This is a genomic window from Colwellia sp. C1TZA3 (assembly GCF_007954265.1).
Lineage (GTDB): Bacteria > Pseudomonadota > Gammaproteobacteria > Enterobacterales > Alteromonadaceae > Cognaticolwellia.
Map to the genome: position 1 here is coordinate 1 of NZ_VOLS01000050.1, position 23,545 is coordinate 23,545.

At 40.6% G+C, this 23,545-nt stretch carries 18 protein-coding genes and 1 riboswitch; of the genes, 6 read left to right on the plus strand and 12 right to left on the minus strand.

Annotated elements, in window-relative coordinates; all coding sequences use genetic code 11:
- Positions 1 to 667 precede the first annotated feature (667 nt).
- Positions 668 to 1,189: a gamma carbonic anhydrase family protein gene (locus ESZ39_RS13565; RefSeq protein WP_146880441.1), complete on the minus strand. Its 522-nt coding sequence runs from the start codon at positions 1,187 to 1,189 to the stop codon at positions 668 to 670.
- 279 nt (positions 1,190 to 1,468) lie between these two features.
- On the opposite strand from ESZ39_RS13565, the gene ESZ39_RS13570 reads away from it, so the two are divergent.
- The 5 genes from ESZ39_RS13570 (at position 1,469) to ESZ39_RS13590 (ending at position 8,675) form a co-directional block, all read left to right on the plus strand.
- Complete coding sequence (locus tag ESZ39_RS13570; RefSeq protein WP_146880442.1) at positions 1,469 to 3,007, plus strand: Re/Si-specific NAD(P)(+) transhydrogenase subunit alpha; 1,539 nt, start codon at positions 1,469 to 1,471, stop codon at positions 3,005 to 3,007.
- Between the two features lie 11 nt (positions 3,008 to 3,018).
- Entirely contained in the window at positions 3,019 to 4,422 is a 1,404-nt protein-coding gene (pntB, locus tag ESZ39_RS13575; RefSeq protein WP_146880443.1) for a Re/Si-specific NAD(P)(+) transhydrogenase subunit beta, read from the plus strand.
- 657 nt (positions 4,423 to 5,079) lie between these two features.
- A complete protein-coding gene (locus ESZ39_RS13580) occupies positions 5,080 to 6,516 on the plus strand; it encodes an alanine/glycine:cation symporter family protein (protein ID WP_223270387.1) in 1,437 nt (478 codons plus the stop codon).
- A 128-nt stretch (positions 6,517 to 6,644) separates the two neighbouring features.
- A complete protein-coding gene (locus ESZ39_RS13585; RefSeq protein WP_146880444.1) occupies positions 6,645 to 7,994 on the plus strand; it encodes a DEAD/DEAH box helicase in 1,350 nt (449 codons plus the stop codon).
- Between the two features lie 39 nt (positions 7,995 to 8,033).
- Positions 8,034 to 8,675, plus strand: coding sequence for a hypothetical protein (locus ESZ39_RS13590; protein WP_146880445.1), 642 nt, complete (start codon positions 8,034 to 8,036; stop codon positions 8,673 to 8,675).
- 88 nt (positions 8,676 to 8,763) lie between these two features.
- Here ESZ39_RS13590 and ESZ39_RS13595 read toward each other — a convergent pair whose 3' ends face one another.
- On the minus strand, positions 8,764 to 9,660 hold the full coding sequence (locus ESZ39_RS13595; RefSeq protein ID WP_146880446.1) for a GGDEF domain-containing protein: 897 nt from the start codon (positions 9,658 to 9,660) through the stop codon (positions 8,764 to 8,766).
- Between the two features lie 451 nt (positions 9,661 to 10,111).
- Between ESZ39_RS13595 and ESZ39_RS13600 the strand changes: the two genes are divergently transcribed.
- A complete protein-coding gene (locus ESZ39_RS13600; protein WP_146880447.1) occupies positions 10,112 to 12,079 on the plus strand; it encodes a monovalent cation:proton antiporter family protein in 1,968 nt (655 codons plus the stop codon).
- 338 nt (positions 12,080 to 12,417) lie between these two features.
- Here the strand turns inward: ESZ39_RS13600 and ESZ39_RS13605 are convergent, their stop codons facing one another.
- The 10 genes from ESZ39_RS13605 to ESZ39_RS13650 all read right to left on the minus strand — a co-directional run bounded on the left by ESZ39_RS13605 (position 12,418) and on the right by ESZ39_RS13650 (position 23,337).
- Positions 12,418 to 13,569, minus strand: coding sequence for a patatin-like phospholipase family protein (locus ESZ39_RS13605; protein WP_146880448.1), 1,152 nt, complete (start codon positions 13,567 to 13,569; stop codon positions 12,418 to 12,420).
- Positions 13,570 to 13,762: 193 nt separating this feature from the next.
- Positions 13,763 to 14,122: a DUF3718 domain-containing protein gene (locus tag ESZ39_RS13610; RefSeq protein ID WP_223270388.1), complete on the minus strand. Its 360-nt coding sequence runs from the start codon at positions 14,120 to 14,122 to the stop codon at positions 13,763 to 13,765.
- Between the two features lie 65 nt (positions 14,123 to 14,187).
- Positions 14,188 to 14,280: riboswitch (cyclic di-GMP riboswitch) on the minus strand.
- A gap of 172 nt (positions 14,281 to 14,452) precedes the next feature.
- Complete coding sequence (locus ESZ39_RS13615; RefSeq protein WP_146880449.1) at positions 14,453 to 15,109, minus strand: 3-oxoacid CoA-transferase subunit B; 657 nt, start codon at positions 15,107 to 15,109, stop codon at positions 14,453 to 14,455.
- Positions 15,110 to 15,132: 23 nt separating this feature from the next.
- Positions 15,133 to 15,840: a CoA transferase subunit A gene (locus ESZ39_RS13620; protein ID WP_146880450.1), complete on the minus strand. Its 708-nt coding sequence runs from the start codon at positions 15,838 to 15,840 to the stop codon at positions 15,133 to 15,135.
- Between the two features lie 121 nt (positions 15,841 to 15,961).
- Positions 15,962 to 16,879 (minus strand): hydroxymethylglutaryl-CoA lyase, encoded by a 918-nt coding sequence (locus ESZ39_RS13625; RefSeq protein WP_146880451.1) that lies wholly within the window; start codon positions 16,877 to 16,879, stop codon positions 15,962 to 15,964.
- Positions 16,879 to 18,891: an acetyl/propionyl/methylcrotonyl-CoA carboxylase subunit alpha gene (locus ESZ39_RS13630; RefSeq protein ID WP_146880452.1), complete on the minus strand. Its 2,013-nt coding sequence runs from the start codon at positions 18,889 to 18,891 to the stop codon at positions 16,879 to 16,881. Before ESZ39_RS13630 ends, ESZ39_RS13625 begins: the two co-directional genes overlap by 1 nt.
- 5 nt (positions 18,892 to 18,896) lie before the next feature.
- Positions 18,897 to 19,763 (minus strand): enoyl-CoA hydratase/isomerase family protein, encoded by an 867-nt coding sequence (locus tag ESZ39_RS13635; RefSeq protein ID WP_146880453.1) that lies wholly within the window; start codon positions 19,761 to 19,763, stop codon positions 18,897 to 18,899.
- Between the two features lie 7 nt (positions 19,764 to 19,770).
- Positions 19,771 to 21,378 (minus strand): carboxyl transferase domain-containing protein, encoded by a 1,608-nt coding sequence (locus ESZ39_RS13640; protein ID WP_146880454.1) that lies wholly within the window; start codon positions 21,376 to 21,378, stop codon positions 19,771 to 19,773.
- 278 nt (positions 21,379 to 21,656) lie between these two features.
- Positions 21,657 to 22,826: an isovaleryl-CoA dehydrogenase gene (locus ESZ39_RS13645; RefSeq protein WP_146880455.1), complete on the minus strand. Its 1,170-nt coding sequence runs from the start codon at positions 22,824 to 22,826 to the stop codon at positions 21,657 to 21,659.
- Positions 22,827 to 22,944: 118 nt separating this feature from the next.
- Positions 22,945 to 23,337, minus strand: coding sequence for a MerR family transcriptional regulator (locus ESZ39_RS13650; RefSeq protein ID WP_146880456.1), 393 nt, complete (start codon positions 23,335 to 23,337; stop codon positions 22,945 to 22,947).
- Positions 23,338 to 23,545: the final 208 nt, after the last annotated feature.

Here is a 23,545-nt window from a genome sequence, read left to right on the forward strand (position 1 = left end):
CCTGCTTACTTTTACATGTTTGGCAGCTTGAGTTCTGTCAGCTCCATCCTTAATGTGCAATAAAGCTAATAGGCGAATTCTCATTCTGCCATTGGTTTCTTGAGCAATAAGTGCCTTTAAATTAATAAGCTCCAATTTCTCAGATAATTGTTTTTTAGTAATATATTTCATAACTACCATTAGATCACAAATTTAATGTAATTGGTATTAGACCAATCTCACTAATTCACTAATTTTCTGATCATTTCACTTGGTTAAAACAACCCACTACGGCGTTATTTATTACTCATTATCGCTGCATGGATGCCGCTTATTAGACAATGCAGGCGACTATTGTCCTGAACAACGAGTGATTAAAATAAATGCCTTACATTGGGTCGTTTTTCCTGTCTATAAAGTAGACCAACTAATTAATGAAATGGGTATTATTAAAGCCGTAGTATTAAAGCCGCGGTATTAAAGTCCATAGTATTAAAACAAATAGCATGTAAGGCAAATAGTATTCAGGCCAACATTATTAAAACAGTGTTCATCAACATAAAACATGCATTATGGCTTATGTCGATGATTGAACTTAAGACGCCTAAGTGTCGTATACTCTGCTAGTATTGCTCTAAAATAGGTTGTGAAAAATTTCACTAAAGCCTATTGATGCTGCTAATAACTATCACGTTACTGGCGCTAAGTCTTTTAAATAACGTTGGCCATTTTCAACATAGTGTAGCGCTGATTTGGTGAACATCTCTTGGGTTGATTCATCAAGTGCTTTAATTATTTTAGCTGGCGAGCCTAAAACTAGATGTCCGTCTGGCACTTGCATGTTCTCTGTTACTAAACTATTGGCGCCAATTAAGCAATTTTTGCCAATATTAGCACCATTGAGCACCACCGCATTCATGCCCACTAGGGTGTTTTCTCCTATGGTACAGCCATGTAGCATCACTTTGTGGCCGACCGTAACATTACGGCCTATAGACATTGGGAATTGAGCGTCAACATGTAAAATTGAACCGTCTTGAATATTGGTACTCTCACCAATGTTAATGCTGGCAACGTCGGCGCGAATAACCACGTTAAACCAGATACTGGTATTTTCACCTAGGGTAACGTCGCCAATGAGTGTGGCATTGGGGGCAATAAAATTGCTTTCATTTAAGTCGGGTACTAAGTCAGCCAATCGATAAATCATCTATTTTTCCTTTTCTTGAATGTATCTCTCTATACTAATCTATTCCGGTTAGAGAGCAAATTAGACCTTTAGGCTATAGTTATAATGCTTAAGTTATACTGAAAATAAACCAGCTTGGTGTATGAAGATTAAGCAATTAATGGTAAAACATTATAAGTAGTTAGTAATAATAATAATTTTAACGTCCAGTCGGATGAGATACCTCGTAATTAAGCTAAACACATAAGACTATGTGCTGAGCTTATTATTTGGTGTTTTATATGTAAATAAAGGTGATATATGATTATTGGTATACCGAAAGAAACATTGTCAGGTGAAAACCGAGTCGCTAGTGCGCCAACCGCGGTAGTGTCATTACTCAAGCTTGGTTTTGAGGTGAAAATACAAAAAGGTTGTGGCACTAAAGCAAGCTTTACAGATCAAGAATTTATTGATGCTGGTGCCAATATTGCGGTTAAGAAGGATGTTTGGCAGTCTGATATCATCTTTAAAGTAAATCCTCCTACGCTTGACGAAATTGTTGCCATGAAGGAGGGGGCTTATCTGGTTGGTTTTATTGCGCCTGCACAAAATGAGGATATTTTAGCGGCGTTAAAAGATAAAAAAATTACCACCTTAGCCATGGAAATGGTGCCAAGAATGACCCGCAGTCAATCAATGGACGCATTAAGTTCGATGGCCAACATTGCTGGTTATCGTGCCGTTATTGAAGCGACACATCAGTTTGGCCGTTTTTTAACCGGGCAAATAACTGCTGCAGGTAAAATGCCACCTGCTAAAGTGATGATTATTGGTGCCGGTGTCGCTGGTTTAGCCGCCATAGGTACAGCAAGTAGCTTAGGGGCCATTGTGCGAGCGTTCGACACCCGACCCGAAGTTAAAGAACAAATAGAAAGCATGGGCGCTGAATTTTTGGAGCTTGATTACGAAGAGCCTGAAGACACAGGCTCTGGTGATGGTTACGCAAAAGAGATGAGCAAAGCTTTTATTGATGCAGAAATGGCCTTGTTTGCTGAACAAGCAAAAGATGTTGATATTATTATTACCACCGCGATGATCCCAGGTAAACCTGCGCCGAAGCTTATTACAACTGCAATGGTTGAATCGATGAAAACCGGCAGTATTATTGTTGATTTAGCGGCCGCGGGTGGTGGCAATTGTGAATTAACCCAAGCAGGTAAAGTGGTTAATGAAAATGGTGTAAAAATAATTGGTTACACCGATCTTGTTTCTCGCTTGCCGAATCAAGCATCACAATTATATGCCAATAATTTAGTCAGCTTAGCCAAGCTCTTGTGCAAAGAAAAAGATGGCATGATCAAGATTGATTTTGACGATGTCGTTATTCGTAATATGACTGTTGTTAAAGCCAATGAAATTACTTTTCCACCACCGGCTATTAAGGTGAGTGCCGCGCCTGTTAAGCCTAAAACTGAAGCAGTTAAAGCGCCTGAGGTTAAGGTGAAAGCGCCGATGAGCCCAGTTAAAAAATATAGCCTGATGGCTGCTGGTGCCTTGCTGTTTGCTTGGGTTGCGAGTGTTGCTCCTGCGGATTTTCTCTCTCATTTTACTGTTTTTGTTTTGGCCTGTGTTATTGGTTACAACGTGGTATGGAATGTCAGCCATTCACTGCATACCCCGCTGATGAGCGTAACAAATGCCATTTCTGGCATTATCATTGTTGGGGCAATTCTCCAGGTGGGCAATAGTAACCCACTAATACAAGTGCTCGCCGGTGTCGCAATACTTATTGCCACTATCAACATTGTTGGTGGCTTTGTTGTCACTAAACGTATGTTAAAAATGTTTAGGAAATAGGGGACACTTTAATGGAATTTTCTCAAGGTTTAATCAGTGCAGCTTACATTATTGCTGCGTTATTGTTCATTTTTAGCTTGTCAGGACTGAGCAAGCAACAAACCGCTGAAACCGGCAATTGGTATGGTATTGTCGGTATGGCCATCGCGCTTATTGCGACCATTGCCGACCCTCGTGTTGATAATGTTTGGATTATTTTAGTGACTATGGTGATCGGCGCTATCATTGGCCTACAGCTAGCAAAAAAAGTTGAAATGACCCAAATGCCAGAATTAGTGGCAATATTGCACAGTTTTGTCGGTTTAGCAGCGGTATTGGTCGGTTTTAATAGCTATTTTGAAATGGACCATTCGCTAATGGCGACCTTTACTGACAGTCAGCAAATGGCGGTTAATATTCATTTAGTTGAAGTGTTTCTTGGGGTATTTATTGGCTCGGTCACCTTTACCGGCTCAATTGTCGCGTTTGGTAAGTTGCGAGGTGTTATTAACTCAGCAGCATTAATGTTACCGCAGCGCCATAAGTTAAATTTACTGGCGGGTGTCATATCAGCCATTTTATTAGTCACTTTTGTTCAGCAAGGCGGTGGTGATAATACTTTGTATATCATGGCCTTTATTGCTTTAGTTTTTGGTTGGCATTTAGTCGCTTCAATTGGTGGCGCAGATATGCCGGTGGTGGTGTCCATGCTCAATTCATATTCAGGTTGGGCAGCAGCAGCAGCAGGTTTCATGCTTAATAATGATTTGTTAATTGTTACCGGTGCACTAGTGGGGTCATCAGGGGCTATTCTTTCTTACATTATGTGTAAAGCAATGAACCGCTCTTTTATCAGCGTTATTGCTGGAGGTTTTGGTACCAATGTGGTCATAGACACCGATACCGATTACGGTGATCACGTTGAAATTGGGGCAGAATCGGTTGCTGATATGTTAAACGGCGCCAAGTCGGTTATTATTGCACCAGGTTACGGTATGGCAGTAGCGCAAGCACAATATCCGGTTTATGAGATGACTCAAGCTTTAAAAGCTAAAGGTATTGATGTCCGTTTTGCTATTCACCCGGTTGCGGGTCGTTTACCGGGCCACATGAACGTTTTATTAGCTGAAGCCAAAGTGCCTTATGATATTGTTTTAGGCATGGACGAGATTAATGATGACTTTGCTAAAACTGATGTGGTGTTAGTCATTGGTGCAAACGATACGGTAAACCCAGCAGCGGCAGAAGATCCGACTAGCCCGATTGCTGGTATGCCGGTGTTAGAAGTTTGGCACGCCAAAAATGTTATCGTTTTTAAGCGTTCAATGAATACCGGTTACGCTGGCGTACAAAATCCATTGTTCTTTAAAGACAACACTCAAATGTTGTTTGGAGATGCGAAAGACTCAGTTGAGAAAATATTTAAAGCGTTGTAATTTACTAGATTAAAGCTTAAATAAACAAGTGATGTTAAAAATGCCGACAAGCAATTGTTGGCATTTTTTATGGGTTTTTATTAAATCCAACAACATAGAATATTTTAAAACGCCGCTTTGCTGCAAGATTACTAATGATTAATACCAATCCCATTAAGTTATTACTCACTTGTACTAGTTAAAATAGCTCAAGGCTGTGTTGCTCTCAATCCCAATAGCCAGCTATTGCTCAATCGAGCGCCTTACCTTGAGTTATTTTTCCTGCGCACAACAAGATCACAAACTTAATGGAACTGGTATAACCACCTTTTATGCTGTAAGTGGTCGTTGATTTTAGTCGCTAATACCGGGATAAAGTTATATATCTAGCAGGCAATTTTGTTAAGCTATTAGCGGTAAGTATTATTACTAAGCTCATTTTGAGTCAATCAATAGGTTCAGTTGTCTTGTCGGTGAATTATTAGCCAACATTGATGTGTTGGGACTAAAATTTTTAATTTTAGTCGATAAAATTTATCTGATAACAAAACAAAACAATACTTTCTTCCAACAACAAATAATTAATAGCAAATTTAATATAGCTAAGCATAAGCAGAGTGAATAGTTTTCGCTTATCCAAGCTGGCTATTACTAAGCATAGAACCTTCGGAGAATAATGTGGTAGATCCAAGTGTAATTGAACCCAGTGTCATTGAATTGTGGGTAGGCACTATTAACGGTTATTTATGGGGCAGTATTTTAATTTATCTGCTGAGCGCTTGTGGGATCTGGTTTACTTTTCGTTTGAAAGGGTTACAAATCACTCGATTTTTTCACATGTTTACTATTTTAAAGACCAGTCGCAAAAGCTCTAGCCAAGGCATTTCCTCTTTTCAAGCATTGTGTACATCGCTGGCGGCCCGTGTTGGTACGGGTAACTTAATGGGGGTAGCGGTGGCTATTTCATTAGGTGGTGCTGGTGCTATTTTTTGGATGTGGTTGATTGCTTTAGTCGGTATGGCAACGGCATTTGCTGAAAGTGCCCTAGGCCAGCTCTATAAAGAACGCGACAGCTTGGGTAATTTTCGTGGTGGCCCCGCGTATTACATGAGTAAAGGTTTAAAAAACAAAAAATTAGCTATCACCTTTTCATTGTGTTTATTTTTTGGTTATGGCTTTGTGTTTAGCGCGGTGCAGGCAAATTCTATTACTAGTGCATTTAATGGCTCATACGGTTTTAATCCACTTTATACCGGTATGGTTATCACCATAGCGGCAGGGTTTATTATTTTTGGTGGCTTAAAAAATATTGCGCGTTTTGCTGAGCTGACTGTGCCTTTTATGGGTTTACTTTATTTACTGGTGTGCCTTAGTGTTATTGGCTTAAATATTGAAAAAGTGCCAATGATTATTAGTGATATTTTTGCGTCAGCATTGGGCTTAAAAGAAGCAGGGAGTGGCCTGGTGGGGGCGGCAATAGTGCAAGGCGTTAAACGTGGTTTGTATTCTAATGAAGCGGGTATGGGTAGCGCGCCCAATGCTGCTGCTGCCGCTGAGCCTTTTCCTCCACATCCGGTTTCTCAAGGTTACATTCAAATGTTGGCCGTGTTTTTTGACACTATTGTAATATGTTCATGTACGGCAATTTTGATCTTACTCTTTAAAGATACTGGCAGCCAAGCGCAAGGCATTCAACTAACGCAACAAGCTCTTAGCCATCAAGTAGGTGCTTGGGGCAGTGACTTTATCACTATCGCCATTTTGCTGTTTGCTTTTACCTCGATAGTGGCAAATTTCGCTTATGCCGATAATAATTTAAAGTATTTAAATATGGATAATTTTCTCGGACGCTGGTTTTTACGTATTGGTTTTCTATTGATGTTAGTTTTTGGCTCGGTAGCGACCTTACCTGAAGTGATCGCTTTAGCCGATTTGTCGACAGGACTGATGACTATTTTTAATGTTACGGCGTTATTTATGCTTTCTAAAGTAGTGGTGCAAATAACTAAAGACTATCACAGCCAACAAGATAAAGGCTTATTACCGACATACCAGCCTGATGAAAAAGAGCAACAACGCTTTAATTTAACCAAAGGTATTTGGGATAAAAAGTAACAGTTAAAATTGGTATTGATTTAATACAAGCATGTGCTAATAAAACTGCTATACTGCGCGCCTTAATATTTTGGCGTACTGCTTTTAGGTAAGTGCGCTTTTTACGATAATACAGAAATGGTGATGTGATGAGTGTGGATGCAATAGGTTTATCGGCTAATTTACTAGAAGCGGTAAAAGCATGCGGTTATAAAAATTTAACGCCGATTCAACAACAAGCTATTCCTGTTATTCGTACCGGTGTTGATGTTTTAGCTAGTGCTCAAACAGGAACCGGAAAAACAGCGGCTTTTACTTTGCCAATTCTTGATAGTTTAGCGAAAAAAGTAAAGCCAAATGCTGATGGTTTTGACACCACAACCACAGTTAAGGCGTTAATTTTAACGCCAACGCGTGAGTTAGCCGCACAAGTTGCAAAAAATGTAGCAACTTATAGTGAGTTTTTGCCGTTACGCTCGGGTGTTGTTTTTGGTGGTGTTAATATGCCACCACAAACTAAAATGCTTAAAAGTGGTGTTGATGTATTAGTAGCAACACCGGGGCGTTTAATTGAGCATCTTGAGCAACGCAACTTAGATTTATCGCAGGTGCAATACCTTGTGCTTGATGAAGCTGATCGCATGCTAGATATGGGTTTTTATAACGATATTGAACGTATTGTCGCGATGATCAAGGCCAAACACCAAACGTTGATGTTTTCGGCAACATTTTCAAATAAAGTTAAAACCCTGGCAAAGAAAGTGCTTAAAACCCCAAGAACTATTGAAGTAGCGCGTCAAAACTCTACCTCGGGTAAAGTAAAGCAATCAGTTTATTGGGTGTCTGAAACCCGCAAAGCTGAGCTTTTGTCTGAGCTTATTGGGGTTAATAATTGGCAGCAAGTGTTAGTTTTTGCCGGTACTAAAGAAAGTGCCAATATTTTAGCGAATGAGCTGAAACTCGACGGTATAAAAACCGCTTTATGTCATGGTGACAAAACTCAAGGTGCCCGTAACAAAGCGCTTGAGCAATTTGTTGATGGCAGTGTGCGGGTTTTAGTCGCGACTGATGTAGCTGCGCGTGGCCTTGATATTGCTAACTTACCTTATGTGGTGAACTATCATTTACCTTTCTTGCCTGAAGATTATGTACATCGTATTGGCCGCACAGGCCGAGCAGGTAAATCAGGTACAGCGATATCATTGGTTAGCCCTAAAGATGAGCAGTTCCTTGATAATATTGAAGCCTTAATTGAGCGAAAGTTTGAGCGTATTGTCGTACCGGGTTATGAAGTAGACCGACCTTTACCTGCGCATTATGACGCTAAAGAAGATGCGCCATTAAAGAAAAGCCGCTATAAAGCGACGCAAGATAAAAATCAATTAGTTGCGCGTAAAAAGGCTGAAGCAACACCGGCAGCAAAACGCAGAGCAAAAGAGAAAACTAAAGCGCAAAAAAATGCCCCGGTAAGTAAAACGGCCAATAAAAGACGTAAATAGTCTTTTTAAGTGCTTGGATAATAACGCAGGTTAATATTTATGCAGTTTGATAACACTTATATCGACGTCCCCTTTAACTATCGACATCACTGCTGGTTTTGTGCTGAGCCAGCAGGACACTCTTTTACTTTTCCTCACTCACAACATTTAGTGTTTGACTGCTCGCATGCGCCATTAACCTTACCTAGTTGTGCAGAGTGCGCGCGAGCGGCTAGCAAAGCCGAGGTACGGAGTATTTGGCAAGTTGAACAAAGTGTTAAAGTGTATTTAATTGAAAAATATCGTAAAGATCTCGCCATTGGACTTAATTGGACACAAGACGAATTAGCCAATGCTGGCTTTGAAGAGGGCAGTTTTGCTGGTTTTCAAAAAAGTGCTTGGTTTATGTACGAAGTAGCAAGAGACAGAGTCAATTTTCGTGGTTGGCCGTTAGTACTTAATGGCATTGAAATGATTAATGAAGATGTAGACCAAGCATTTTGCTTTGACGGTGTGAGTTATCCGAGTATCGATCAGGCGATGACACATTATAGTGTTAATTTTTCTTTAGATCTGGGGTTCTTACGCCAATTAATGGCAAAAATTGGCCCAAAAAGTTTTGCCAAAGCGGTAAGGTTTTGCCGCTTATATGTCGGTGCAACACCGAATGAAAAGTCACGTGCGTTACGCGAGTTTAGCTAAAAAATTTCATTGCTGTCACTACTCAGTTAGTGCTGAGTTTATAACCTCTTAAACCTCCATTTTAAGCTGAGCTAATAAAATGATTAAATTAGCTTTTGAAAACTATACTGAACTTTCGTGGCATATTCATTTTTTGTGAATATAGCGCCTTATCTGCTCGAAGTAAAAAACGGGTTACGTTATCAGAATTTTTCATGAAAGCCAAACCTAAGCTACTGGTAACGTTATATTTTGCCAATAATATATCTTGCGACATTGCGTGGTAAACCCTTTGCTCGATGACGGTTAATGACGGTTCGGTAGCATCGGCCACTATAATCGCGAACTCGTCACCGCCAAAGCGGAAAACACAATCAGTATCTCGAACACTTTTGCGTAATGCCTTGGCAAAGTGTACTAAGACATTATCGCCCATAGCATGGCCAAAAGAGTCGTTAATCGCTTTGAACTTGTTTAAATCACAAAAAATTAAGCCAACACGACTGTCTCTGCGAGTGGCTTGGGCCATGGCACGTTTAATTTGTTCGTCAAAACACCGTCGGTTGCCCAATTGAGTTAAACTGTCTTGCATCGCTAATTGCATTGCTTGGTGATATTGCACGGCATTATTTAAAGGGTTAATTAATAACTGATGCAGTTCAGTCAAAATTTTATTATTGCCCATACTTATAGGCATGTTCACAGCATAAGTGATGATGCCAAAAAACTGACCATTGAGTTTTAATTCGAATTGACGTGCTTCTTTAGCCTGACGACTGCCGCGAGCTGTTGCACTTACCTCGGCATGTTTAAAGTAAATCCCCGCAAAATCAAGGTACTTTGCCACTTCAATTGCGAAAATATTAATAAGCTGCTTTATATCTAATGTGGTTTGCAATTGCTCAAGCAAGGCTAAGTTACGTTGGCTTTGTTGTTCACTATGTTGAAATAATGTAAAGGCATTAAATTTTGAATTAGGGTGATTAACAACATTGACTGTGTGCATAGTTTTTCCCAGCTAATTTTTGACGTTATAGTTTTTAATTTTTCTTTTAATCAACTAAAGCAAAAAGCATACCTACTATTTTAATCTACAGTTTTTTTATTAATGGTTTAATTAAAATGGTCAATTTACGCCATTTAGGGTGCTACCTAACTGATGTGCTCTTAAAGGGTAATTAAAGTCTAAATACTAAGTTAAGTAACCGTTTTTAAGCGTTTTTTTATAAAAATATAATAAAATACTTTAGACAAAACGGCCTGTACAAAGTTACACTCAATAGACTAATATTACATAAACGCATTTAACCTTGTTGAATTGGCGTTTTTACAGCCTCATTTGAATGCGTTGGTGAGTAAATTGGTATTAATAAGTGTATCAACCAGCGCAATTCTGCAATTACTCTGTAATTTTCAATTTATCAATTTATCAATTTATCACTTTAGAAGGAATACATGTGACAAGTCACCTTGAATTACTCGCTATATTGTCCAGTGCCGTTTTAATTGTTTGGCTTTTTAGGCGCTTACAATTGCCAGCCATTTTGGCATATTTAGTGGCAGGGGTTCTGGTGGGTGACCATGGTTTAGCCATCGCTCAAGAGCATGTTGACTATGAACATTTTGCTGAGTTGGGTATTGTATTTCTACTTTTCACCCTTGGACTTGAATTCTCATTACCTAAATTAGTTGCCATGCGGCATTTAGTGCTGACAGTGGGTAGTTTACAAGTGATTATTTCACTTGTGTTGTTTATGTTAGTCGCGATGTTTTTAGGGCAAAATCTTGATGCGGCAATAACCATTGGTGGCATATTAGCACTTTCCTCCACCGCTATTGTTATTCGCCAGCTAAGTGAAAACGGTGGTATGAAGAAAAAATCAGGGCAATTGTCTGTAGCAGTACTGCTATTTCAAGACGTTGCCGTAGTACCTTTGTTAATTATTATCCCTTTATTAGCTCAAGGTGGTGATTCTTCTTTTATAATGGCGTTATTGTTTGCGCTAGTTAAAGGGGTATTTGTTGTTTCACTATTATTATTTGCTGGCAAATGGCTACTACCGAGATTATTCAATGTAGTTGCTCAAGTTAGAACTGATGAATTGTTTGTATTAACCACATTACTGGTGACCTTAGTAGCATCAGCATTAACCCAATGGTTTGGCCTTTCGATGGCGTTAGGGGCATTTTTAGCGGGTATGATGTTAGGAGAGAGCCAATATAAACATCAGCTTGAGGCTGACATTAGACCTTATCGCGATATTTTATTGGGTTTATTTTTTGTTACTGTTGGTATGAAGCTCAATATCAATGTGGTTTTCTCTTCTCCTTTGGTCATTATTTCGCTGTTAGTCTGTTTTATGGCGGTTAAAGTGCTGGTGATTGTTTTACTAGCAAAACGTGCTGGAGAGTCTTCTAAAGATGCTTGGGCTGCCGGTATTATGTTGGCGCAAATGGGGGAATTCGGTTTTGTTTTAATTGCTTTAGCTAGCCAAGTTGAAGTGTTGCCTGAAACGACTGCGTCTATTCTACTAGGTACGGGTGTGCTAAGTATGGCAATAACGCCTTATATGATCAGTCATGCGCGCAGTTGGGCACTTTGGTTGAGTCGTGAAAAACCACTGGATAGTCAAGCACTAGAAGAATTACCTCAAAGTACAACACTGAGTAATCATGTTATTATTTGCGGCTTTGGCCGTATTGGACAAACCGTTAGTCGCTTTTTAAAACAAGAGTCGATCGACTTTGTCGCTATTGATATTGACCCACTGCGCACAACGAAAGCAAGAGAAGCCGGTGAGAACGTACTTTTTGGCTCCTCTAGGCAGGCTGAATTATTGCATGCTGCACAGTTATCAAAAGCTAAGCTGGTTGTTATTGCCTTTGGTGAAGATAAACAATCACTGGATGTTATTCAAAAAGTGCGTGCTTTATCCCCTAACGTGCCTATTTTAGTACGTACCCGTAACGACGATCAGTTAGACGAATTACATGCCGCGGGCGCAAACGAAGTGGTTCCGGAGAGCCTAGAAGGCAGTTTAATGTTAGTGTCGCAAGTTTTGTCATTATCAGGTGTACCTTTTTCTAGAATTGTTCGCCGTGTACAAAAAGAGCGCAAGAACCATTACAACCATTTACATGGCTTCTTTCAAGGCGAGCATACTGATATGAGCCCTGATAGTATTGACCGCATTGAATTTGCGCATGCGATTATATTAGCCGATGACTCCTTTGCTAACGGCCATTCAATTGGTTCATTAAAATTAGATGAGCGCCGCGTGATTGTTGTCGCATTACGTCGCAATAACATTGAAAGTGAAGAGCCTGATGTTGAGACGATATTACAATCACAAGATACTTTGATTGTCCGTGGTAAACCTCGACGGGTAGAGCGTGCAGAGCGTTTTGTCCAAGAAGGGCATTAGCTTACTTAATGATAGGAATGAGTTGTTATACCAGTTCCATTAAGTTTGTGATCTTGTTGTGCGCAGGAAAAATAACTTAAGGTAAGGCGCTCGATTGAGCAATAGCCGGCTATTGGGAGTGAGAGCAACACAGCCTTGAGCTATTTTAACTAGTACAAGTGAGCAATAACTTAATGGGATTGGTATAACTCAAGGTAAGGCGCTCGATTGAGCAATAGCTGGCTATTGGGATTGAGAGCAACACAGCCCTGAGCTATTTTAACTAGTACAAGTGAGCAATAACTTAATGGGATTGGTATTATACCAACAGGTTGTTCAGGCTTTTCAATGACCAAGCTTTAGATATTAAGAAATTGGCGAATTTTAGTTTCCTGCTCAAGCGCGTCATTAAAGCCAAGGTTTATTAACTCTTTACAGTAGTTTTTTTCAAACAATAAGTAGCTTACTAAGCTAGATTCTGCGTCATTGCTAATCCCCATGCTGCGTAATAATAGTCGAATTGACAAGGGGAGTTTATCGTAATATTTTACCGCAATACTGTTAAAGTTATGACTAGGATTGATCAGATAGGATTCAATGTTTTTTAAACCGGTAATGTTCTTTTTCTTTGCATCTGGAATTAGCGATAAGGTGTTGTTAACCCTCTCCATGCGCTCAATATCACTTTGTAGGGTATCTGAGAAAACAGAATCAAGTAAGTGACTGGCGATTGCTGCTGTTGTTGGTGGGTGTGGGTTGTTTTCAACGGCATGAAGTGGTTCTTTTGGTTGTTCAACACCAACAATAAATATTTTTTCGGCGCCTAAGTGAATAGCAGGACTTAACGGAGACAACTGGTGAACTGAACCATCGCCCAAATGATGGCGTTGTATTCTTTCTGACGGAAAAACTAACGGAATGGCTGCTGATGCCATTAAATGTTGGCTGTTTAATTGCGTAGGCTCGCCCCGTCGTTTTGATCTAAACCAAGGTGAAATAGACGCTTCTGATTGAAAAAAACTGATGGAGTCACCGCTAGAATAACTTGAGGCTGTCACCGATACTGCTGAGAGATAACCGCGCCTAATATTGGTATCTATGCGGCTAAAATCTACCACAGTTTCAAGTAGTTGCCGAAGTGGTGCATTGTTTAATAAGCTTCGGGCACTTTTATTGGCATAATCTGCCTGAAAGTTGCCTAAAACACCACCGATTAAGTGCCTAGACACACGCATCGGATCCGTATGATAGATTCTTTCAGGATCGAGATTTTTCCAGACCCACTCCAATTTTTTCACCGCTAATTGAAAACAGGAAGCATAACAAGCTAATGCGGTTGAGTTGATAGCACCTGCTGAAGTACCACAAATAATCGGAAAAGGTACACCATGATTGCGTGGCATAAACTTAGCTATTGCAGATAAAACTCCGACCTGATAGGCGGCACGTGCACCTCCACCGGTTAATACTAAAGCGTTATTGCTGTTAATGTAGCTGCGTTTATTCGTCATTAATTAAACCGATGTTATTGAAGTTGGGCGTGATTTTAATCAGTTTTTTCTAGGGTGGCTAGTTGAAATACATAATACTTGCTTGTGGGGGAAAATTAATAGAAAAAAGGCCAGCAAATGCTAGCCTTCTAACGACACAAAAATTATTCACTAGTAAAACATTAAATATAAACGCCTACAGGAAAATAAGTCTCTAGCTGCTAACGCGTTCGTTTGCAGCGTCGATTAATAGTTGCGAGCCATTTTGAATAAGTGCTAAGTTATCAGAAACAATTTGCTTTGGTAATTTACTAATCATTAAAGAGCCTGTTTCAACTGAGCCATTGGTAGCTGCAAACTCTAACAAGTTTTGACCGTTACACTTAATCTCTGAGAAGATATTACGAATTTTTAATCTTTTCGTTCTCAAGAATGAACGCATACGTCTTTTGTCGTCTGCGGCAACATACTCACATACACTTAGTGCAATGTTGGTGGCTTGCGCTTTTGGCGCCGTGACAATAGACGTCATCGTTAAAGCCGTAATGGTGGTAACTAGTAATAATTTTTTCATTTTAATAACCTTTTATAACACAACTAGAGTTAATAAAAGAAAAAACCACAGGATGTACCTAATAACACGGTGACTCCGCTGTCGTAGATAAATAGAGTATTATCCTTAGACCGGTGGTTTTGCGTAACACGTTTTCGCGTGTTTTGCCTTTTCTTCGTCAGTGCAATTATCACTAAAGTCTCAGTTAATTGCAACCCGACGGTTACAGCTTGTTAGTATTTGATGGCCGGTAGACTTAATTTTTTTATAAATAAAGTACTAAAAAGGGGCCGTAGCCCCTGTGAGTATATATCTATTTTATAAGTTATTTATCAACTGCTTGTTATCGCTTTATAATTGCATCTCAGGCACGTCGCCTTCAACGACAAGTTCACCTTCCGTTAATGAAATTATTTCTGCGACTGACACGCCAGGTGCACGCTCTAATAAGTAAAACTTGCCATTTTTAATTTCAATAAAAGCCAAGTCAGTTAAGACCCTTTTAATACAGCCTTTACCGGTTAACGGTAGCGTACAATTACTTAACAGTTTAGACACGCCATGTTTCGAGGCATGGGTCATGGTGACAATAATATTATCAGCACCGGCAACTAAATCCATTGCACCGCCCATACCTTTAATTAACTTACCTGGGATCATGTACGAGGCAATATTACCATTTACATCAACTTCAAAAGCGCCTAAAACGGTTAAATCAACATGACCACCACGGATCATAGCAAATGATTCTGCGGAATCAAAAATTGATGCACCTTTTGCCATCGTCACTGTTTGTTTACCGGCGTTGATCAAATCGGCGTCAATTTCTGCTTCGGTGGGAAATTGTCCCATACCGAGTAAGCCGTTTTCAGATTGGAGCATAACTTCCATCCCTTCGGGAATGTAGTTTGCCACTAAGGTAGGAATACCGATACCTAAGTTAACGTAGTAGCCGTCTTGTAATTCTTGTGCTACCCGTTGTGCTAGTTGTTCTCTTGTTAAAGCCATAAATTACTCCTTACTAACACTGATTATTCTGAGTCGCATCGAACAGTACGCTGTTCAATGCGTTTTTCGAATGTACCCAAAATTAAGCGATTAACATAAATACCCGGCGTATGAATGTGATCAGGGTCTAATTCACCTGGTTCTACAATTTCTTCTACTTCTACCACGGTTATTTTACCTGCCGTTGCCGCCATAGGATTGAAGTTGCGCGCGGTTTTTCTAAACACTAAGTTGCCATAACGATCAGCTTTCCACGCTTTTACAAGCGCAAAATCGCCTTTAATCGCCGGTTCTAAAATGTAATGCCGGCCGTCAAATTCACGTGCTTCTTTGCCTTCAGCTACGGGTGTGCCATAACCTGTTGCGGTAAAGAAAGCCGGAATACCCGCACCGCCAGCACGCATTTTTTCTGCTAAGGTGCCTTGTGGTGTTAATTCAACTTCGAGCTCACCGTTCATCATCTGACGTTCGAATTCGGCATTTTCACCGACGTAAGAGGCGATAATTTTTTTGATTTGACGGTCAGGCAGTAAAATACCAAGACCGAAATCGTCTACACCGCAGTTATTTGAAACAACGGTTAAGCCTTTAGTACCTTTGCGTTGAATTTCGCGTATTAAATTTTCAGGAATACCACATAAACCAAAGCCACCAGCAATTACGGTCATATCGTCTTCAAGACCGGCCATTGCTTCTTCATAGCTTGACACTACTTTGTCAAATCCTGCCATTATTCGCTCCTCAATATTAATGTTTAATTTATATTTTCATTCGCTGATGTTGGTAATATTCATGATCAACGCCAGTTGTTTTTTAGTTTACACAATAGCTTTAATTACAAGGGTATAGGAGTTATTTTGCACGATAGGCTATCGACACTTTTGATAACGGTGCCTTACCTAATTTGTCGCTAATAAACCATCCTGCAGCCAGTAATTGGGCAAAATCAATGTCAGTGTTTATACCTAAACCATTGAGCATATATAATACGTCTTCAGTGGCGACATTACCTGATGCACCCTTAGCATATGGGCAACCACCAAGACCTGCAATAGCACTATCGACTACCTTTACGCCCATAGCAAGCGCCGCGTAAATGTTGGTCAAAGCTTGGCCATAAGTATCATGAAAGTGCACAGCTAATTTTTCAACTGGTACCTTAGTAATAACAGCCTGTAACATTTTTTGGACACTCGCTGGTGTACCAACACCAATGGTGTCGCCAAGTGATATTTCGTAACAGCCCATTTTATATAACTTTTCTGCAACTTCGGCTACTTTTTCTGCTGCAATATCACCATCGTAAGGACAGCCAACGACACATGATACATAGCCACGTACGCGAATGTTTGCGGCTTTCGCGGCTTGCATAATGGACTCAAAACGTTGCAAACTTTCATCAATCGAGCAATTAATATTTTTTTGACTAAAGGCTTCTGATGCTGCGCCAAAAATAGCGACTTCATTGGCATTCACCGCCATTGCCGCTTCAAAGCCTTTCATGTTAGGCGTTAATGCGGCGTAAGTAACGCCAATTTTACGCTTAATACCGTTGAAAACATCGCTAGAGGTTGCCATTTGTGGCACCCATTTAGGGGAGACAAAGCTGCCACTTTCAATGTAGCTGACACCGGCGTCGGCTAACTTTTCAATTAACGCTATTTTATCTTCGGCGCTAATCTGACCTTTTTCATTTTGTAGGCCATCACGTGGACCTACTTCAACTATTTTTACTGAGGTTGGCCATAAAGAGTTAATGTTATCGGCCATTATGCCTCCTCTGCAGTAAAGGCGAGTAATTCAGCACCACCGTCAACCATATCACCATCGTTATAATAAATAGCATCAACCACCCCCTTACTTGGCGCGCGAATGGTATGTTCCATTTTCATCGCTTCCATAATCATCAAGGGTTGGTCTGCCGTAACGCTGTCGCCAGCTTTTATTAATACCGACACCATAGTGCCGTTCATGGGTGCAAGTAAACCACCATGGTTATCATCAGCACTATTATCGCCACAGTCAGGCAAAACATGGGTAAAGTTAAACACGCCATTTTGATGATAAAGGCTAATTTGGTGAGCATTCTGTGCAATGGTTGTATGACTGCGATAGCCATCAATACTAGCGTATAAAGTGTCGTTTTCAATACGACCTTGACAGTCAACGGTTTGGCCATCAACTGAGATTAAGTAATAACTACCGCTACCTTGACGCTTTTGCTCAACAATAATTGGGTATTCACTGCCGTTATGCGCCAATATCATGTGATGAATATTTGCTTCATTTAAGCGCCAAGCATTGGTCATATTCCAAGGTGAAAATGGGTCGTTGGTTTTAGCGGCTTTTGCTTTTGCTTGCTGTGCTTGCGATAGCACTAAATAAAGTGCCGCCATGGGTAATTCGCCAGCCAGTGATTGTTCGCTGTCATGGAATATTATCGCTTGGTTTTTTTCAATAAAGCTGGTGTCGATATCGGCGTTAACAAACGGCGCACAAGTGGCTAAATTATAAAGAAAATCGATATTGGTTGTTACGCCATTAATACGATACTCCGACAAGGCTTTCGCTAGGCGCTGCAAGGCTTTTTCACGGTTTTCATCCCAAACAATTAATTTTGCAATCATAGGATCGTAAAACACGCTCACTTCATCACCTTGGCGAACACCAGTATCTACCCGAACAAATTCACTTTCAACAGGGGGTTGTAAAAAGTCTAGGGTGCCAGTGGCGGGTAAAAAGTCGTTATTAGGATCTTCAGCGTATATACGTGCTTCAAAAGCATGGCCATTAATTTTCAGTTCGTGCTGAGCTTTAGGTAAAACTTCACCAGCTGCTACACGTAATTGCCATTCAACCAGATCTTGACCGGTGATTAATTCAGTCACCGGGTGCTCTACTTGTAAACGGGTATTCATTTCCATAAAGTAAAATGAACCATCCACATCGAGTAAAAATTCAACCGTACCCGCGCCTTGATAACCAATAGCCTGAGCCGATTTTATCGCAGACTCACCCATTTGTGCGCGTAGCTCTTCGCTCATGCTAAAGGCTGGCGCTTCTTCAATGACTTTTTGATGACGACGTTGTACTGAGCAATCGCGCTCGAAAAGGTAGACAGCGTTTTGATGATTATCACAAAATACTTGAATTTCAACATGACGAGGCTGAGTTAAGTACTTTTCAACCAGCATTCTATCATCACCAAAAGATGATTTTGCTTCGCGTTTAGCGGCGGCAAATCCTTCAGCAAACTCGTCTTCATGCCAAACTTGACGCATACCTTTACCACCACCGCCAGCGGTAGCTTTGAGTAATACGGGATAGCCCATATCGTCAGCAGCTTTTTTGATCACAGCCATCGATTGGTCATCACCGTGATAACCAGGCACTAAAGGCACTTGTGCCTTTTCCATGATATTTTTAGCGGCTGATTTTGAGCCCATAGCTTCAATAGCAGCAACCGGTGGGCCAATAAAGGTAATACCTGCTTTGGTACACATACGACAAAAATCAGCATTTTCAGAAAGAAAGCCGTAACCTGGGTGAATAGCTTGTGCGCCGGTACGTTTCGCAGCTGCAATCACTTTTTCGGATAACAAGTAACTTTCGCGTGAAGGTGAAGCACCAATATGGATCGCTTCATCGGCCATATTAACGTGTAATGAGTCAACATCAGCATCAGAATAAACTGCGACGGTTAATATGCCCATTTTTCGTGCGGTTTTAATAACACGGCAGGCGATTTCACCACGGTTGGCAATTAGTATTTTAGTAAACATAAATTTTATCCTTCGCCTTTATTTGTTGATGTTGTTGGCTTGGCTGAATTTTTTGACTCGGCTTGCCAAGCAGGTTGGCGCTTTTCAAAAAATGCTGTTAGGCCTTCTTGACCTTCTGTGGAAACACGAATGGCTGCAATACGTTCACTGGTATTTTTAATCAGAGCTTCGTCAATATCTTGGTAAGCTACATCAAAGGCTAGCTGTTTTGCTTGTCGCACCGCTAGGGGTCCATTGGCTAATAGTGTGCTTACCATTTTAGTAACCGCGCTATCTAATCCGGTTAACGGGTATATTTCATCAACTAAACCAATTTGCTGTGCTTTGTCAGCAAAAAATCGCTCAGCTGTTTGAAAATAACGTCTGCTGGCTTTCTGGCCGATTGCGTTAACCACATAAGGACTAATGGTGGCAGGAATTAAGCCTAATTTTACTTCACTTAAACAAAAACTGGCTTTATCGCTGGCAAGCACAATATCGCAACAACTTGCTAGCCCAACAGCACCGCCAAAAGCAGCACCTTGTACTTTAGCAATGGTTGGCTGTGGTAAAAAGTTAAGACTTTTTAACATTTGGGCGAGGGCGTTAGCGTCCAACAAATTCTCTTCATAAGAGTAAGATGCCATGCGCTGCATCCAGCCTAAATCTGCACCGGCAGAAAAGCTTTTACCGGTTGACGCTAACACCATGACATTAATGTCATGGCATTGCGCTATTGCCTGAAACAGCTGATTTAGTGCAAAAATAATACTGTCGTCAAAGGCATTGTGCTTATCAGGATTATTTAAGGTGACCGTTGCAACGCCGCAACTGTCAACGTCGAACAAAACTTGTGCACTAGGACTTTTTATTTGGCTATATGAAAACATCATCAACCCCCTACATTCTAAAGAGACCAAACTTGGTCTCTTTTATCGGTTTATTAAGTGACGCTGAAATGGCTAAACCTAGCACTTGACGCGTATCTGCCGGGTCAATAACACCATCATCCCATAAACGTGCTGAGGCATAATATGGGTGGCCTTGATGTTCGTAATCATCAATAATGGGTTGCTTGAAGTTTGCTTCTTCTTCTGCGCTCCACTGTTCACCACGAAGGTCTTTTTGATCGCGTTTAACCTGGGCTAATACGCCAGCCGCTTGTTCACCCCCCATTACTGAGATACGTGAGTTTGGCCACATAAAAAGAAAGCGCGGGTCGTAAGCACGGCCACACATACCATAGTTACCGGCACCAAAACTACCGCCAATTAAAATGGTAAATTTAGGCACTTGTGCGGTTGCCACTGCGGTGACCATTTTTGCGCCATGTTTGGCAATACCGCCAGCTTCATATTGTTGACCGACCATAAAGCCAGTAATGTTTTGTAAAAATACTAATGGAATTTTTCGTTGTGCACAGAGCTCAATAAAGTGCGCACCTTTTTGTGCAGATTCGCCAAACAAAATGCCGTTATTGGCAATAATGCCGACTTGATAACCATAAATTCGGGCAAAGCCACAAACTAAGGTGGTGCCATAAAGCGCTTTAAATTCGTCAAATTCACTGCCATCAACCACACGGGCGATAATTTCACGCACATCATAAGGCTGGCGAGAGTCTTTGGGGACAATGCCATAAACTTCTTCTGTGGCATAAGCGGGTTCAACAACTTCTTTAATCGCCATTTGTACGGGTTTAACGCGATTTAAATTACCAATAGCGCTGCGAGCAATTTCTAAGGCGTGGTGATCATTTTGCGCATAGTGGTCGGCAACCCCTGAGGTACGACAATGCACATCAGCGCCACCTAAATCTTCAGCACTAACTACTTCACCGGTTGCTGCTTTAACTAATGGTGGCCCGGCAAGGAAGATAGTGCCTTGTTCTTTGACGATAATAGATTCATCAGCCATAGCAGGCACATAAGCGCCACCCGCGGTACATGAACCCATTACTACCGCAATTTGTGGAATGCTTTGCGCTGACATATTAGCTTGGTTGAAAAAAATACGCCCAAAATGTTCTTTATCGGGGAAAACGTCATCTTGATTCGGTAAGTTTGCACCACCTGAATCGACTAAATAGATACAAGGTAAGTTGTTTTCTTGTGCGATAGTTTGTGCACGTAAATGCTTTTTCACCGTTAACGGGAAATAAGTTCCTCCCTTTACGGTCGCGTCATTAGCAACAATAAGGCACTCTTGACCACCAACACGACCAATACCTGTGATAATACCGGCAGCAGGAACGTTATCGTCATAAACTTCAAAGGCGGCTAATTGCGATAATTCAAGAAATGCAGAGCCCGGGTCGAGTAGGGCATAAACCCGATCTCTAGGTAATAATTTACCACGTGACAAATGACGTTCTCGACTTCGTTCACCACCACCCAGTTTTATTTCTGCTAACTTAACTTTTAAATCATCGACTTGTCGTTGCATATGGGCAGCATTTTCGATGAAATCAGGGCTGCGGGGATTAATTTTCGATATTATCTTAGCCACGTTATAACCTTTTTTTGTTAATCTTTTGCTTTGTCAGCGGCTATTGTTATTGCTTTTGACTCATTAATACTCAATGTGATAACTAATAAGTCATGTCATGAGTGGTGAGTATTTAACAGCAATAGTCACTGAAGTATTTTATAGCTTGTTTTTTTAATCTTTAGCTAAGCTCAAAGCCAGTAGCACAAGTTTAATAAAAAGCACGTAGGGGTATTATCTACGGGTGTATTTTTATGAAAAAATCGCGTTATTGGCAAGGAGAAAGCCAAAGTCAGCTTCTAAACTGATTCGTTAAATAATTCGCGGCCGATTAGCATACGGCGAATTTCTGACGTGCCAGCACCAATTTCATATAACTTAGCATCACGTAATAAACGCCCAGCAGGGAATTCATTAATGTAACCGTTACCGCCAAGTAATTGAATGGCGTCTAAAGCCATTTTTGTTGCCAGTTCTGCTGAATATAAAATAACACCCGCGGCATCTTTACGGGTTGTTTCACCGCGATCTGCTGCCATTGCACATAAGTAGGCATAAGATTTAGCCGCATTCATTTGGGTGTACATATCGGCTATTTTGCCTTGAATTAATTGAAATTCACCAATGGCTTGGCCAAATTGCTTTCTGTCATGAATGTAAGGTACAACTAAGTCCATACAAGCATCCATAATACCTAGCGGGCCGCCAGTTAACACGATGCGTTCATAATCTAAGCCTGACATTAATACTCGAACGCCTTTGCCTTCGCCGCCTAAAATGTTTTCAGCAGGGACTTCACAATCTTGGAAGACTAATTCACAAGTATTAGAGCCGCGCATACCTAATTTATCAAGCTTTTGATGACGTGAAAAACCCGGGTAGTCACGTTCAACGATAAAGGCAGTAATACCTTTAGAACCCGCACTGGTATCAGTTTTTGCATAGATGATAAAAACATTGGCATCAGGGCCGTTAGTGATCCACATTTTGTTGCCATTAAGAATGTACTTATCACCTTGTTTTTTGGCGGTAAGTTTCATGCTGACCACATCAGAACCCGCGTTTGGCTCTGACATGGCTAGCGCACCAATATGTTCACCGCTACACAGTTTAGGTAAATATTTTTCTTTTTGTTCATGGCTACCATTTTTATTTAATTGGTTTAAACAAAGATTAGACATCGCGCCATAACTTAGGCCAACAGAGGCAGAAGCACGTGAGATTTCTTGCATAGCCACCATGTGTGCTAAGTAACCTAAACCAGAACCACCGTATTGTTCATCTACTGTCATGCCTAACAAACCTAGGTCACCAAATTTGCGCCATAAGTCCATGGGGAATTCGTTATCTTTATCAACCTGTGCTGCACGAGGAGCAATTTCATCACGAGCAAAAGCGTTTACCGAAGTGCGGATCATGTCAACGGTTTCACCTAGGTTAAAATTCATTGATGAGAAAGTAGAAATCATAGTAGTACCTTTAATAATGGTTTGTCGTGTTAACGCATTTATTATCACGTTAGCTATTACTTTATTTGTCACGCGACTTAGCGCTTTTATCTATTACTGCCTATTGATTGACTAACGGTTATTTCTCAATAAGCGCTAAGGCATTTTGGCAATTTTTCTCTAAGCCAGTTAATTCAATTAACACCGCTTTAATGTCTTCTAATTGCTGATTTAAATCGTTTTTTTTATTGGAAATCAATTCCATAATGGTTATTAATTGCGTTGCGCTTGAGGTGTCAGCATCGTAAAGTTCAAACAAGCGACCGGTTTCTGCTAGTGAAAAGCCTAAGCGCTTACCCCGTAGAATTAACCTTAGTCTAACTCTATCTCGTTGGTTATATATTCTTGTTTGTCCTTTGCGGTTTGGCAGTATTAGACCTTGGTCTTCGTAAAAACGAATACTACGGGTAGTAATATCAAATTCTCTTGCTAACTCGCCAATAGAGTAGGTGATTGGGTTCTTATCGCTCATTATGGTTACTCATTCTTGTTGCTCTAAGTTAACACGCTTTTTTATTTATGGGACACTTTACAATAAGTTTACGTTAACGTAAAGTGCGAGTGTAAAGTTAGATAAATGAAGTACTTTGCATGATAGATAATAGTCGTGCGCGATTTAAATCAATGGTCACTTAGAGAGCATAATTGAGCGTATAACTTTGCTTTAAATAATGAGGGTG